The organism is Sphingomonas sp. AP4-R1, assembly GCF_013113735.1.
GTDB lineage: Bacteria > Pseudomonadota > Alphaproteobacteria > Sphingomonadales > Sphingomonadaceae > Sphingomonas_I.
In genome coordinates this window covers 2,039,612-2,053,424 of the sequence record NZ_CP053346.1, presented here as the reverse complement: position 1 = coordinate 2,053,424, position 13,813 = coordinate 2,039,612, and the positions used below count along the sequence as shown (strand labels likewise).

Below are 13,813 nucleotides of genomic sequence, written 5' to 3'. Positions count from 1 at the left end.
GGACGCCGGTCCTCCACCAGCCCCCATATTGGAGGCGAATTTGGACCGGGCCGTCGCGGCCATACCCCGGATGGGTTGCGCCCCCGTATCGAATGAGGCGATGATCCGCCGACGCGCGGGGTGAAAGGAACTTGATGCCGGGAAACCTGACCGAAGCGATCGTGCTTCGCGTGCTTCCCCGTCGCCGCCTGCCGATCATTGCCAGTTATGCGGGCGTGGCCGTGATCGTCGCCGCGGCAGCCCTCATCCGCTATCTGCTGGGCGCAGCGCTCGTCGGCTATCCGGTGCTGCTGTTCGTGCCGGCGGTGTTCGTCTGCGCGCTGCTGTTCGATCGCGGCGCGGGCTATGTCGCCACGATCGCCAGCGCGCTGATCGCCTGGAATTTCTTCATGGTGCCGGGCCGCTCGATCCTCGGCGGCGGGGTGCCATGGCTCCCCGTGCTGATCTTCCTGATCATCGGCATCACCATGTCCGCCGTGACGGAGGCGCTGCGCCGCACCGTGCGCCGCCTCGATCAGGCCGAACGCGCCAAGAGCCTGCTGCTTGAGGAACTGGCGCATCGCACGAAGAACGATCTGGCGATCATCGGCGCGGCGATCGTGCTGCAGCGGAACGCCGCCTCCGAAAATGCCGTGAAGGAGGCGCTGGATCAGGCGCATGCGCGCGTGATGCTGGTGGCGTCGGCGCAGGATCGGCTGCGGGGCAATTTCGCCGACGGCGTGCGGCTGGAGCTGGCCGGCTATGTCGAACAGCTGTGCGCGGGCCTGGGCGAGTTGCTGCGCGGCGTGCGGCTGATCGAGGTGGAGGTGGAGTGCGCGACGATGATGGTCGCCAGTTCCACCGCGATCACCGTCGGCCTGATCGTCAACGAACTCGTCACCAATTCCCTCAAATATGCCTTTCCCGGCGGGGCGGCCGGCACGGTACGCGTCTCGATCACGGCGGAGGCCGGCCAGCGACTCGTCATCGATGTCGAGGATGACGGGATCGGTTGTCCGCCCGATTCCTCCCCCGGCCTCGGATCGCGGCTCGTCCGCATGCTCGCCCAGCAGAAAGGCGGCTCGCTCACGCGTGAGGATCTGGCCCCCGGCTGCCGTGCGCGCGTGGATCTTTACGAGGCGACCACCGGCTGAACATCGCCCTGGCCGAAACCCTGCAGATAAGGGTCAGCCACCATTTCGAAATGAACGGGCAGAAATCGCACGACAACTGCCACACATCTGTCACGGTTACTGGATGGGCGCATCGCACTCTTGCGATATATTTGCCGAATAGCGCGATCATCACGCGATAACAGCGCATGACGAGAGAGTCATGGGCGCTGCCCATGCTGGCTTAGCGGGCTTCATCGCCCACCAACAGTTGCAACATTGCAATATAATTCGATCCCGTAATTTCTGTGGCCGACAAGCCTCATCTCCACTGCGGACTCCCATCTTTTTTGCGAGCGCGTCGCATTACCCCTTGCCATTCATGCGAGTCATTCGCATTAGCGCCGCCAAATCACATAAAGGGGTTTGCGAATGACCATCTCCGACCGCCGCCGCTCCAGCGCATCGCGCCAGACGCAGGGCTTCCTCGCCCTCTCCTGCGTGGGCAGCATCGGCCTCGCGGCGCCTTTGCTGGCGCAGGCGGCGCCCCCCGCGACGCCGGAGAAGGGCACGGAACTGGAGGGCGTGACCGTCACCGATACGGCGATCACCGAGGGCAGCTACAAGACGGAGAGCGCCAGCAACCCCAAATATACCGCGCCGCTGATCAACACGCCGCGCACCGTCACCGTGATCCCCGCGCAGGTGATCCATGACACCGCCTCGGCCACGCTGCAGGAAGCGCTCCGCACCGTGCCCGGCATCACGATGGGCGCGGGCGAAGGCGGCAATCCGCTGGGTGACCGCCCGTTCATCCGTGGCTTTGACAGCCAGGCCAGCACCTATCTGGATGGCGTGCGCGACATCGGCGCGCAGACCCGCGAAGTGTTCGCGGTCGAGCAGATCGAGGTGGTGAAGGGCGCGGACAGCGTGGTCGGCGGGCGCGGCAGCGCCGGCGGCTCGCTGAACCTCGTCAGCAAGATGCCGACCGCGACGCGCTCCGCGAGCGCCTCGCTCACCGGCGGCAATGCCAATTACAAGCGCATCACGGTCGACGTGAACCAGCCGCTCAACGATTTCGTCGGCGTCCGCATCGCGGGCATGTGGCATGATCAGGACGTCGCCGGCCGCGACGCCATCTGGCAGAAGCGCTGGGGCGTCGAGCCTTCGGTGAAGCTGGGCCTGAACGGGCCGACCAGCGCGACCCTCTCTTTCTATCATCTCGAGACGAACGAACTGCCGGACTCCGGCATCCCCTATCTCTTCACCGCCGCCAACGTTCCGAACGGGATCACCGAAACGAGCCCGGCACGGAACTTCACCACGATCGGCGGCCGCCAGGTGAGCGTGCCGCAGGGCGCCTTTTACGGCCTGAAGGATCGCGATTTCCGCAAGACCAACGTGAACAACGCGACGCTGCGGTTCGAGCATGACTTCGGCAACAACATCAAGATCCGCAACACCTCGCGCTACGGCCGCAGCACGCAGGGCTATGTCTGGACCCAGCCGGACGACCAGCAGGGCAACGTCTATGGCACCAATGCGGCATCGCCGGCGACGGCGGGCGGCTATGTGTGGCGCCGCACGAACACGCGCTGGAGCGAGGCCGAAGGCCTGATCAACCAGAGCGACGTCTATGGCACGTTCGAGACGGCCGGCATCAAGCACAGCTTCACCGCATCGGCCGAGATCAGCTACGAAAAGGCGCAGAACGGCACCTATGTGGCGGACGCCGGCACCGGCGCCGTGATCGCCAGCGGCTCCACGAGCACCCCGCGCTGCACCCCGGCGATGATCGCGCGCTACAATTGCACCACGATCGATACGCCCAATCCGTCCGATCCGTGGGTCAGCTACGCCACGGACACGACCACCGGCCTCGCCTCGATCCAGCGCAGCCTGCCGCAAACCTGGACGATCACCGACACCAGCACGAAGGCCGCGTCCTTCTTCGACACGGTGACCTTCACCGATTGGCTGCTGCTGAACATCGGCGGCCGCTACGATCACTACAAGACGAGCGTGAGCCCCGGCATCGCGGTGACGGCAGCGCCCAGCACGGCACGCACCACGTTCGGCCGCGAGGACGATCTGTGGACCTATCAGGCCGGCCTGATCGTAAAGCCGACGCCCGATACGAGCGTCTATGTCTCGACCTCCAGCTCCGCCACGCCGCCGGGTTCGTTCCTCGCGCAGGGCCAGGACGGCAACGCGATCGCCACCACCACGCAGGCCGCGACCGATGCGCTGAAGGTGGAGAAGACCAAGTCCTATGAGGTCGGCGCCAAGGCCAATCTGTTCGACGGCAATCTCTCGCTGACCGGCGCCCTGTTCAAGACCGACACCAGCAACGCCCGCACCACCGTCGAGAACGGCCTCGTCGCCTATATCGGCAAGCGCAAGATCAAGGGCGTCGAGATCGGCTTCAACGGCAACATCACGCCCGAGTGGAACATCTTCGGCGGCTACACCTACATGGACTCGAAGATCGCGGATGGCGGCATCACCACCACCACGAACACCACCACCGGCGCCGTCGCCTTCGCGCCCTCGGTGAACACCGGCAAGCAGTTCCCGAACACCCCGAAGCACAGCTTCACGACCTTCACCAACTACAAGATCACGCCCAAGTTCACGCTGGGCGGCGGTGCGATCTATATGGCGAAGGTCTATGGCGGCTATTCGGACACGCGCGTCCTGTCGAATACCGGCGTGCTGTCGATCACCAAGCCGCTCGCCCGCATGGTGCAGGCCTATTGGCGCTTCGATGCCAACGCCAGCTATCAGCTGACCGACCGGATCGGCCTGCAGCTGAACGTGAACAACCTCACCGACAAGCGCTATTACGACAAGGCCTATGCCGCCCATTACGCCAATCAGGCGGCGGGCCGCACCGTGCTCGGCACGGTCAACCTGCGCTACTGATCCGGAACCGGGCCGTCCTTTCGGGGTGGCCCGGCACGGGAAGACATGATGACGCTCGACGAACTCAACGCGATGGATCCGGACGCGCTGCGCCAGGCCGTGTCCGGTTCGCCCGAACGACTGGTGGCGGTGCTGCGCGTGGCCGCAGAGGCCGGATCGGTCGAGGCGCAACTGATGCTGGGCGAGGCCGCGCTGGACGGCAAGGGCATGGCCGCCGATCCGCGCGAGGCGCTGGAGTGGTTCCACAAGGCCGCGCAAGGCGGCGATGCCATGGCCATGAACATGATCGGCCGCTGCTGCGAGCATGGCAAGGGCGTCGCGATCGACAAGGCGGCGGCCGCGCTCTGGTACAAGGCGGCCGCCGATCGCGGGCTGGACTGGGGCCTGTACAATCTCGCCAGCCTGATGGCGCTGGGCAATGGCGTGCCGGAGGATCGTGCCGGAGCGCTCGATCTGTTCCGCAAGGCGGCGGCGATGGGCCACGCCAAATCGATCAACATCATCGGCAATTATTACGAGGACGGCTGGGTGGTCGATCGCGACATGGGCCTGGCCGCCGATCACTATGTCCGCTCGGCCGAGGCCGGCGATTTCCGCGGCATGTTCAACCATGCCCGCATGCTGCTCGATCGGGGCGATATCGCAGGCGCGGTCCTGTGGCTCGACCGCATCCCCGAAACCGCCACCCCCGCCTTCATGGCCAAGGCGCGCGACTGGCTGCGCACAAACCAGCCCGGCCTTTCCTGCGCGCTCGTGCGGAATAGCTTCGTCTGACGACCCCTCTCATCCTCCCCCGCCAGGGGGAGGTGTCAGGCTTTAGCCTGACGGAGGGGGCGGAAGCGGGCCGTCCGCTGACCTCCCCCTCCGTCGCCTTCGGCGCCACCTCCCCTAGCGGGGGAGGATGAGAATCCGCTCTCGATCGATCCCGGAACCTCCCAAACCGCACACCCCGCTTGCCTGCATCCCCGGGCTGGTCAATGAGGTCTTGGGGAAGGAGGGGCCAATGACAGGGACGGGTTTCCGGCAGGCGCTGGTGCTGACCTTCGCCATCTGGTTCCTGTTCGTCTACGGCAGCTATTGCGTGTCGGAGCTGATCGCCGGCCGCACCGGCTTCATCGACGATCTTCCCCTCGACCTGCTCGCCATCCTGCTGATCGCGCTCGTCGCGCAGACGCTCTATCCGCTGGCGCTGGCCACGGCGGGCTGGCCGGTCGTGCGGCGCTCGGCCGTTCTGGCCGCCTGCGTGCTGGTGGTCGCCTTCGTCCAGTCGCTGATCAACCTCGTCGAGAACCGGATGCTGGGCGTGATCCCCGCGCTCGATCTCGCTTATGTCGATCTGATGCGGACGCGCTTCGCCTCCAATTTCCTCAACCACGTCTATCTCAGCATGGCGAATGCGGCACTGCTGGTGTTCGTGGTGGAGGCGCGCCGCTCGTCCGAACAGAGGCTCGATCTCGCCCGTGCGGAGGCGGCGATGGCGGAGGCGAGGACGGTGGCGCTGCGCCTCCAGCTCAATCCCCATTTCGTGTTCAACACGCTCAATTCCATCTCGAGCCTGATCGTCACGCGCCGCTATGACGATGCGGAGGAGATGATCGAGCGGCTCGCCGAATTCCTGCGCCAGTCGCTGGAAGCCGATCCCAGCGGCCTCGTTCCGCTGGAAGAGGAATTCGCCACCGCCGAAACCTACCTGGATATCGAGGCGGTGCGCTTCGGCGATCGCATGGCCGTCGATCTGCATTGCCCGGCCCCGCTCGCGCGCATCGCCGTGCCCAATTACATCCTTCAGCCGCTGGTGGAGAATGCGGTCAAATATGGCGTGGCGCGATCGATCCGGCCGGTCATGGTGCGCGTGATCGCGGAGGCGGTGGAGGATCGGCTGTGCATATGCGTGTGCGACGATGCGCGCGCGGATCCGCTGGCCGCCACCCCGCCCGGTTTCGGCATCGGCGCGGAGAATATCGGCCAGCGCCTTGCCGCGCGCTATGGCGATGCCGCCTCGCTCACCACGGAGCGCGGTCCGGACGGCTATGTCGCCACGGTCAGCCTGCCGCTCCCCCCGGTGGCGGCACCATCACGACCGAGAGCAGCACGAAGCTGAGCGCGGCGACGAGGATGCCGAGCAGGCCGCTGTCCGCATAGAGCGCGGCCACCGCCGCCAGCAGGCCCGCAAGCGGCGCCGCGAACATCATCGTCGCGATCATCGTCCGCCGCTCCGGCGTGATCGCCTGCTGGTTCCGGCTCCAGTTCTGCATCCGCTTCCTGCCGCCGGCACGTCTCGTCGGGTCCATTCCACCTCCTTCACCGCCTGCCACGGCCCCACCCCGGCATTGCCCGGCGGTGATCGCCCGGGCGGCGGCGCAGCGCGCGCATCATGCTGCAAGCGCGGCCTCCCGAGCGGCGAACCCGAGCGGCACGGGCTCGTCCCCGGATGCGCATCGTTGGTCGCGCGCGACATGTTCGTCGCAGGAGACGGCACGTTGGCAGAGCATGACGCGCGCTGCGATGCGGCGAACTGTAGAGGCGCCCCGTTGATTCCATGCCGGAATCGGCGCAACGAGCAATGACATCATGGCCGTTCCAGCTCCCGTCCCGTCGCGTCTTCCCGCCAATGATCCGCAGTCCGCAGGGACGACGCGCGCGCATCTGCGATTGGTCGCGCACGAAGCCGGGCTGACGACGGCCGAGCGTCAGGCGGTCGAGATCGGCCGCGACGACGCTTTCCGCTTCGGCTGGGACGCGGGCCTGGTGGGCGGGCGCGCCGGGCGCAGGCTGATGGCCGCGCTGGCCGGCTTCGTGGGCATCAGAGGGGTGATGCCGCTGGCGGACGACCGGCTGGAAAAGCTCCGCCTGTTCGCTGCGATGATGCGCCGTGACGATCGCCGCGTCCACGATCTGGGCGAAGAGCTGCGCGCCGGTGGCCTGAGCGCCGCCGCCTTGCACGAAGCGATCACGCTGGCACTGGGCTGACGCGCGGATCGCGGGCCTCGTCGCCCGCCTCCCCCAGCGCGCGTTCCGCATGCGGCCCTGACGAACGGCCTGCCCTGCGCCTCGCCACGCCCCCGCGCGAAAGGGCCCGGCACCATCGGCGCCGAGCCCTTCTCCGTTCGAGCCGGAATACCACCCGGGGGACCTCTTCAGCTGAAAGGCTGACCTAAGGGGCCCCAGGTGCCTCCCATTTTCCGTTCGCTCCGAGCCTGTCGAAGGACGTGTCGCGAATACGACACCGCTCGCCAACGCTTCGACAGATTCAGCACGGACGGGTCGGGGCCGGTCCCGATTCTCAGACCGGCTCCACCGCTTCGCTCTCAGGCCGGCTCCGCCACCTTGCCCGCATCGGCGGCTTCCGCGATCCGCTCCTCCAGCGCCGCCTGCTGGCGTCGCAGCGCAGGCGGCAGCCGATCGCCGAAGCTGTCGAAATAGGCGCGGTTGCGCGCGGCCTCGTCCGCCCAGATCTCGGTATCCACCGACAGCAGGGTCGCCAGCTGATCGTCCGTGAGCGACAGACCCGACAGATCCAGCGAGCCTTCGGTGGGCAGCAGGCCGATCGGCGTGGCCTCGGCATCCGCCTTGCCCTCGATCCGCTCGGCGATCCATTTCAGCACGCGCGCATTGTCGCCGAAGCCCGGCCACACGAACTTGCCGTCCTTGTCCTTGCGGAACCAGTTCACGAGGAACAGCTTGGGCAGCGCGCCCGGATCGGACGCGGCCGAGGCGCCGATCCGCACCCAATGGCTGAAATAATCGGCCATGTGATAGCCGCAGAAAGGCAGCATCGCGAAGGGATCGCGGCGCAGTTCTCCCACCTTGTTCTCGGCCGCCGCCGTGCCTTCAGAGGCGATGTTCGCGGCCATGTACACGCCATGATCCCAATCGAGCGCTTCCGTCACCAGCGGCACCGCGCTCGCGCGACGCCCACCGAACAGGATCGCCGAGATCGGCACGCCTTCGGGCGAATCCCACTCGCTGGCAATGGCCGGGCATTGCGCGGCAGGCACGGCGAAGCGCGCATTGGGATGCGCCGCCGGCTTGCCGCTGGCCGGATCATAAGGCTGGCCGGTCCAGTCGGTCAGGCCTTCGGGCGGCGTCTTGGTGAGGCCTTCCCACCACACGTCGCCATCCGCCGTCAGCGCGGTGTTCGTGAAGATGCAATTGCCGTGGAGCGTATCGATCGCATTCTTGTTCGTGGACGGGCCGGTGCCCGGCGCCACGCCGAAGAAGCCCGCTTCCGGGTTGATCGCATAGAGGCGACCATCCTTGCCGAAGCGCATCCAAGCGATATCGTCGCCCACCGTCTCGGCCTTCCAGCCGGGGATGGTGGGCTCCAGCATGGCCAGATTGGTCTTGCCACAGGCGCTGGGGAACGCAGCTGCAATATAGTGGCTGAGGCCTTCCGGGCTGGTCAGCTTCAGGATCAGCATGTGTTCGGCGAGCCAGCCGTCGTCGCGCGCCATCGCACTCGCGATGCGGAGCGCGACGCATTTCTTGCCGAGCAGGGCATTGCCGCCATAGCCCGATCCGTAGGACCAGATTTCGCGCGTCTCCGGATAATGGACGATCCACTTCTCGTCGTTGGACGGCCAGGCGACATCCTGCACGCCGTCCACAAGCGGCATGCCCACCGAGTGGACGCAGCGGATGAAGAAGCCGTCGTCGCCCAGTTCGGCCAGCACGGGCGCGCCCATGCGGGTCATAATCCTCATGGAAAGGACGACATAGGGGCTGTCGGTGATTTCCACGCCGATGATGCTCTTGTCCGATCCCAGCGGGCCCATGCAGAACGGCACGACATACATCGTGCGGCCCTTCATCGTGCCGTCGAACAGGCCGTCCAGCCGCGCGCGCATCTCGCCCGGCTCGGCCCAATTATTGGTCGGACCAGCGTCATTTTCCGAATCGGAGCAAATAAAGGTCCGGCTTTCGACGCGCGCGACATCGCGCGGATCGGAGCGGGCATAGAAAGAATTCGGGCGCTTGGCGGGGTCCAGCCGCACCAAAGTACCGGCATCCACCAGCTGAGCGGTTAATTCGTTCCATTCCGCCTCGGAACCGTCACACCAACGCACCGCATCCGGCTGCACCTGTGCGGCGATGTCCTCCACCCAATCCAGCAGCGCGCGGTGCGCCGTGGGGGCTCCGTCGACGGCGCTTTTCCGCTCGTCAGCCGGCTGCATAAGCATATCGTTGTCTCCCTCTCCAGGATCCGATTCTGGCATTGAGCTATTCCGCCCGTGCATCGCCCACAAATATGTTTATCGGAAAGCTATAAGCCTGGGCTAAACGTGATGCATGGCCGACACATATGACCTCAATCTGCGGCACCTGCGGATGCTGGCGATTATCGCGGAAAACGGCAGCCTGAGCGCCGCCGCCAAGGCCGCCTCCATCTCCCAGCCCGCACTCACGCAGGCGCTCGCCAAGCTGGAGAGCGCATTCGGCACGGCCCTGTTCGATCGCACCACGGCGGGCGTCGTCCCCACCACGAGCGGCCGGCGGGTGCTGCAGCGTGTGGATCGCGCGCTGAAAAGCTTCGCGCTCGCCTGCCGCCGTTTCGCGCGCACCGCGCCCGTCAGCCAGTTCGAAAACTACCTGACGATGGCGCACGTTCGCGGCCTGATGGCGCTGGCCGAGGCGGGCAGCTTCCTGCGCGCGGCGGACGAGGCGGGCGTCTCCGTTCCCTCGCTCCACCGCGCCGTGCGCGATCTGGAGAAATTGTCGGGCACCGTCCTGGTCGAGCGGCGCGGGCGCGGCGTGGGCCTCACGCGCGCGGGGCTGAAGCTGGCGCGCGGCTTCACCATCGCCGTCACCGAACTGGGCGCCGCGATCGAGGAGACGACCGACGGCGGCGGCCGCCTCTCGATCGGCGCGATGGCGCTGTCCCGCTCGCAGCTCCTGCCCGCCACGCTCGCCGAATTGCTGCTGGAGCGCCCGCACATCCGCGTCGACGTGGTCGAGGGATCGTTCCTCGAACTGGTCGAATTGCTGCGGGCGGGCAAGATCGACATCCTGATCGGCGCGCTGCGCGACGCGCCGGGCCGCGACCTGACGCAGGAGCCGCTCTTCACCGATCGCCTCACGATCATCGGCCGCGCCGAACATCCGCTGGCGGGCCACTTCGCCGATTTCGAACAGCTGGCGGACTATTCGTGGATCGTCGCGCGCCGCGCCTCGGGCCTGCTCGATCGCTGGCAGCAGATGTTCGATCGCACGGGCAAGCCACGCCCCGAGGCGCCGATCCAGTGCGGCTCGGTCGCGCTGATCCGCGGGCTTCTGCTCCGCACCGATTTCCTGACGTTGCTCTCCACCGATCAGGTGCGATCCGAGATCGAGGCCGGCACGCTCGTCCGCATCGAATCCGCCGTCCCCGATACGATGCGCACGATCGGCGCGATCACGCGGCGCGACTGGTTTCCGACGAAGCTGCAGGAAGCCTTCATGGTCGCGCTGAGGCGCACGGGGCGCGAGGCGATGCCGGGTTAGGGCTTGTAGCGATGTGTCGGCTTTTGGTGGTTAGCGGACGTTCGCTGACCCGGTTCGGTTACGCAGCTTCGTGAAACCAAGCGCGACGAAATACACTAACGGACAAAGCAGCATCAGCATCGCTGCGGGATCAGTAGCCCATCCAGTTAAACTATCGCGATCCGGTTCATTTGCGGCCAGTAGCATGACCTTAACCGACCCTATCACTACTGCATAGGTGACGGGCAAGAGAAGGATATGAAGAAGCCAGCCGTGGCGCATCTTTTTTGAGCCGAACCGGCAGGCTATCGCTACGAGAGGCGGGCACAGCGTGGCTACCATTAATCCGGATAACCAAACGACGAAGCCAGCTGAACTTAGCGTGTCGCGATAATGGCTTGCGATGCTGTCCGGTCGCACTCCAAGAACAACAAGGGAGCCTGCGACAGCAGCCGCAACTAAAACCGCCAGCGCAATACCTCGCGTCGTTCCTTGCCGCTGCATCCACCTCCCCCTGCCGAAAGGCATGGTTCATGGAAAACTGAATGTCCGCAAGGGGGCGATAGCTGCCGTTCCCTCTCCCGTCATCCCGGACTTGATCCGGGATCCCGCTTCTTCCTTTTCTTCCGCCAACGACAAAGGCAGTGGGAACCCGGATCAAGTCCGGGGTGACGGAAGGCGCGGAAGGCCCCCGGCGGCGCACCCCGCTCCCTAAAATCCCCCTTTGCAATGTAAGATTTCGTGTGAGACTTGGTCTGTCCACCCCGGTCGATGGAGTCGGACGCCATGCCCCAAATGCTGCCCACTCGGTCCCTGCGCGCTACTCGCGCAGATCATCCCTCACGTGCGCGCGTGCGCCCACGCGAGCGCGTCGCGCGCGTTTAGAGGCGAGACTTTCGTGTGACTTTCGGGGTTCGGATGCCCGCCCGAACCCACCGCTCGTCATCGCGAGGCGCGCAGCGCCATGGCGATCCAGTCGCACCGCCAGATTGCTCCTCTGCCCTCGCAATGACGAAACACCCAGTCGCCCCACCCGCCCCTCAGCGGGCCTTCGTCTCGTTCAGCGCCGCCGCCGCGCGGATCAGCGCCTTCAGTGCCACCGCGTCGATCACATCGCCCTCGCGCCAGTCGATCGCGCGCCGCGCATTGCCGTCGAGGCTCGCATTGAACAGCCGCGCCGGGTCCGCCAGCGAAGCCCCCTTGGCGAAGGTCATCTTCACCACCGCCTTGTAGGTCTCGCCCGTGCAGAGGATGCCGCCGCGCTCCCAGGTGGGCACGCCGCGCCATTTCCACGCCTCGGTCACATCGGGCAGCGCCTCGTGGATCAGCGCGCGGATACGGGCGAGCGTCTCGCCACGCCAGTCGCCCAGTTCCGCGATACGCGCGTCGATCAGTGCGGACGGAGAGGCCCCGTCCGCCGCGCTCATGCCGCCTCGCTGTCGAACTGCAGCTTGGCGAGGCGCGCATAGAGCCCGCCGCGCGCGACGAGCGCGTCGTGGCGCCCTTCCTCGACGATCCGGCCCTTGTCCATCACGACGATCCGGTCGGCCATGCGGACGGTGGCGAGGCGGTGCGCGATCACGATCGTGGTGCGCCCCGTCATCAGCCGCTCCAGCGCGCGCTGCACCAGCTGCTCGCTCTCGGCATCCAGCGCGGAGGTCGCCTCGTCCAGCAACAGGATCGGCGCATCGCGCAGCAGCGCCCGCGCGATCGCCACGCGCTGGCGCTGGCCGCCCGAAAGCCGCGCGCCGCCCTCGCCCATGAAGGTGTCGAGCCCGTCCGGCAGCTCGCTGAGGAAGCCCGCCGCATTGGCGCTCTCGGCCGCCGCCCAGATCGCCGCGTCGTCCGCATCCCAGCGACCGTAGCGCAGATTGTCGCGGGCCGAGGCGCCGAAGATCACCGTATCCTGCGGCACGGTGGCGATGCGCGCGCGGATGTCGGCCGGGTTGGCCTGCGTCAGCGCCACGCCGTCCATCCGCACCGTACCGGAGGTGGGATCGTAGAAACGCTGGGCGAGCTGGAACAAGGTCGACTTGCCCGCGCCCGAGGGGCCGACGATCGCGACCGTCTCGCCCGGCTCGATCGTCAGGCTGAAATCGTGGAGCGCAGCCGGCTCGGGCCGCGTCGGATAGCGGAACTCGACATGATCGAACGACAGACCGCCGCGCGGCGGCAGCGGCAGCGCCTGCGGCTTGGCGGGCGCCGCGATCTCGGCCCTTTCGGACAGCAGCTCGTGCAGCCGGCTGGCCGCACCCGCACCGCGCAGTAGATCGCCATACACCTCGGTCAGCGCGCCCAGCGCACCCGCGACGAGGCCCGCCGTCACCACGAAAGCGAAGATCGCGCCGCCGGACATCCGGCCCGAGGCCACGTCCACCGCACCCTGCTGGAGGACCAGAGTGATCGATCCGAAGATCAGGCCGATCACCACCGCCGTCATGATCGCGCGGATGATGATGCGCGTGCGGGAAGCGGCGAAGGCGCGCTCCACCACGTCGGCGAAGCGGCGGCGCTCGCGCGATTCCTGGTTGAAGCCCTGCACGATCTTCATCGCGCCCAGCGTCTCCGAAATGGTGGAGCCGATATCGGCGATCCGGTCCTGCGAGGCGCGCGATCGCGTCCGCACCTGCCGCCCGAACACCACGATCGGCACCACCGCCACCGGGATCACCAGCAGCAGCATCCCCGCCAGCTTGGGCGAGAGGATGAACATATAGACGATGCCGCCCGCGCCGATGAACAGGTTGCGCAGCGCGATCGAGACGCTGGAGCCCACGATCTGCTCGATCAGGGCCGTGTCGGAGGTCATGCGCGAGGCGATTTCGGAGGGGCGGTTTTCCTCGAAATAACGCGGGCTCAGCGTCAGCAGATTGGCCTGCACCGCGCGCCGCACGTCCGCGATCACGCGCTCGCCCAGCCAGGAGACGAAGTAGAAGCGCAAAGCCGTCGCGATCGCCAGCACCGCCACGATCATCAGCAGATAGTGGAAGCTGGTCGCCACATGCTGGGCCGATCCGCCGCTCGCCACGAAGCCGCGATCGATCACGCGCTGGAAGCCGTAGGGGATGCCCAGCGTCGCCGCCGAGGAGATGACGAGCGCCGCCAGCGCAGAGGCGATCCGGCCGGGATATTTGGCGGCTATTCCCCAAATGAGCCCGAGTTCGCCCAAGCGGCGTTTCTCATTCGCTGGGATGTCGGTCGATCGTGCCATCACGCGCTAGTAGCAGCGCCGCGAAGGCCGCTCAATCGATGGCCATGCCAGGTCGTTAATATCTGTGTGCTGTTATGCCGGGATACATGTGAGGTCGTTATATATTGCATTGCAGCAAGGACGATCC

At 66.6% G+C, this 13,813-nt stretch carries 11 protein-coding genes; 6 read left to right on the top strand and 5 right to left on the bottom strand.

Going from position 1 to position 13,813, the window contains the following annotated elements; translation table 11 throughout:
* Positions 1–134 precede the first annotated feature (134 nt).
* The 4 genes from HL653_RS09680 to HL653_RS09665 all read left to right on the top strand — a co-directional run bounded on the left by HL653_RS09680 (position 135) and on the right by HL653_RS09665 (position 6,117).
* Positions 135–1,133, top strand: a complete 999-nt coding sequence (locus HL653_RS09680) for a sensor histidine kinase (RefSeq protein ID WP_171744349.1) — start codon at positions 135–137, stop codon at positions 1,131–1,133.
* 390 nt (positions 1,134–1,523) lie between these two features.
* Positions 1,524–4,016: a TonB-dependent siderophore receptor gene (locus HL653_RS09675; RefSeq protein ID WP_171744348.1), complete on the top strand. Its 2,493-nt coding sequence runs from the start codon at positions 1,524–1,526 to the stop codon at positions 4,014–4,016.
* 45 nt (positions 4,017–4,061) lie between these two features.
* On the top strand, positions 4,062–4,790 hold the full coding sequence (locus HL653_RS09670) for a tetratricopeptide repeat protein (protein ID WP_171744347.1): 729 nt from the start codon (positions 4,062–4,064) through the stop codon (positions 4,788–4,790).
* Positions 4,791–5,019: 229 nt separating this feature from the next.
* Positions 5,020–6,117 carry a sensor histidine kinase gene (locus HL653_RS09665; RefSeq protein ID WP_171744346.1) on the top strand — a complete coding sequence of 366 codons (1,098 nt, stop codon included), beginning with the start codon at positions 5,020–5,022 and terminating at the stop codon, positions 6,115–6,117.
* On the opposite strand, the gene HL653_RS09660 is transcribed toward HL653_RS09665, so the two are convergent.
* A complete protein-coding gene (locus tag HL653_RS09660; RefSeq protein WP_171744345.1) occupies positions 6,059–6,307 on the bottom strand; it encodes a hypothetical protein in 249 nt (82 codons plus the stop codon). The genes HL653_RS09665 and HL653_RS09660 overlap by 59 nt on opposite strands.
* 280 nt (positions 6,308–6,587) lie before the next feature.
* Between HL653_RS09660 and HL653_RS09655 the strand changes: the two genes are divergently transcribed.
* Positions 6,588–6,986, top strand: a complete 399-nt coding sequence (locus tag HL653_RS09655) for a hypothetical protein (RefSeq protein WP_171744344.1) — start codon at positions 6,588–6,590, stop codon at positions 6,984–6,986.
* 338 nt (positions 6,987–7,324) lie between these two features.
* Here the strand turns inward: HL653_RS09655 and HL653_RS09650 are convergent, their stop codons facing one another.
* The gene (locus HL653_RS09650) at positions 7,325–9,196 is read right to left on the bottom strand and encodes a phosphoenolpyruvate carboxykinase (GTP) (protein ID WP_253717815.1); all 1,872 of its coding nucleotides are present in this window, start codon (positions 9,194–9,196) and stop codon (positions 7,325–7,327) included.
* A 109-nt stretch (positions 9,197–9,305) separates the two neighbouring features.
* Here HL653_RS09650 and HL653_RS09645 point away from each other — a divergent pair, with 109 nt between their 5' ends.
* Positions 9,306–10,496 carry a LysR family transcriptional regulator gene (locus tag HL653_RS09645; RefSeq protein ID WP_171744343.1) on the top strand — a complete coding sequence of 397 codons (1,191 nt, stop codon included), beginning with the start codon at positions 9,306–9,308 and terminating at the stop codon, positions 10,494–10,496.
* Positions 10,497–10,526: 30 nt separating this feature from the next.
* Here the strand turns inward: HL653_RS09645 and HL653_RS09640 are convergent, their stop codons facing one another.
* The 3 genes from HL653_RS09640 to HL653_RS09630 form a co-directional block, all read right to left on the bottom strand.
* The gene (locus HL653_RS09640) at positions 10,527–10,979 is read right to left on the bottom strand and encodes a hypothetical protein (protein WP_171744342.1); all 453 of its coding nucleotides are present in this window, start codon (positions 10,977–10,979) and stop codon (positions 10,527–10,529) included.
* Positions 10,980–11,515: 536 nt separating this feature from the next.
* Positions 11,516–11,902 carry a DUF1801 domain-containing protein gene (locus tag HL653_RS09635; RefSeq protein WP_171744341.1) on the bottom strand — a complete coding sequence of 129 codons (387 nt, stop codon included), beginning with the start codon at positions 11,900–11,902 and terminating at the stop codon, positions 11,516–11,518.
* Positions 11,899–13,686 (bottom strand): ABC transporter transmembrane domain-containing protein, encoded by a 1,788-nt coding sequence (locus HL653_RS09630; protein WP_171744340.1) that lies wholly within the window; start codon positions 13,684–13,686, stop codon positions 11,899–11,901. The genes HL653_RS09635 and HL653_RS09630 overlap by 4 nt, the downstream gene beginning before the upstream one ends.
* Positions 13,687–13,813 lie beyond the last annotated feature (127 nt).

What these genes read in the sequence shown, in the direction of transcription:
- HL653_RS09680 (WP_171744349.1), top strand. Translation starts at nt 135, where the DNA reads ATGCCGGGAAACCTGACCGAAGCGATCGTGCTTCGCGTGCTTCCCCGT.
- HL653_RS09675 (WP_171744348.1), top strand. Translation starts at nt 1,524, where the DNA reads ATGACCATCTCCGACCGCCGCCGCTCCAGCGCATCGCGCCAGACGCAG.
- HL653_RS09670 (WP_171744347.1), top strand. Translation starts at nt 4,062, where the DNA reads ATGATGACGCTCGACGAACTCAACGCGATGGATCCGGACGCGCTGCGC.
- HL653_RS09665 (WP_171744346.1), top strand. Translation starts at nt 5,020, where the DNA reads ATGACAGGGACGGGTTTCCGGCAGGCGCTGGTGCTGACCTTCGCCATC.
- HL653_RS09660 (WP_171744345.1), bottom strand. Translation starts at nt 6,307, where the DNA reads ATGGACCCGACGAGACGTGCCGGCGGCAGGAAGCGGATGCAGAACTGG.
- HL653_RS09655 (WP_171744344.1), top strand. Translation starts at nt 6,588, where the DNA reads ATGGCCGTTCCAGCTCCCGTCCCGTCGCGTCTTCCCGCCAATGATCCG.
- HL653_RS09650 (WP_253717815.1), bottom strand. Translation starts at nt 9,196, where the DNA reads ATGCTTATGCAGCCGGCTGACGAGCGGAAAAGCGCCGTCGACGGAGCC.
- HL653_RS09645 (WP_171744343.1), top strand. Translation starts at nt 9,306, where the DNA reads ATGGCCGACACATATGACCTCAATCTGCGGCACCTGCGGATGCTGGCG.
- HL653_RS09640 (WP_171744342.1), bottom strand. Translation starts at nt 10,979, where the DNA reads ATGCAGCGGCAAGGAACGACGCGAGGTATTGCGCTGGCGGTTTTAGTT.
- HL653_RS09635 (WP_171744341.1), bottom strand. Translation starts at nt 11,902, where the DNA reads ATGAGCGCGGCGGACGGGGCCTCTCCGTCCGCACTGATCGACGCGCGT.
- HL653_RS09630 (WP_171744340.1), bottom strand. Translation starts at nt 13,686, where the DNA reads ATGGCACGATCGACCGACATCCCAGCGAATGAGAAACGCCGCTTGGGC.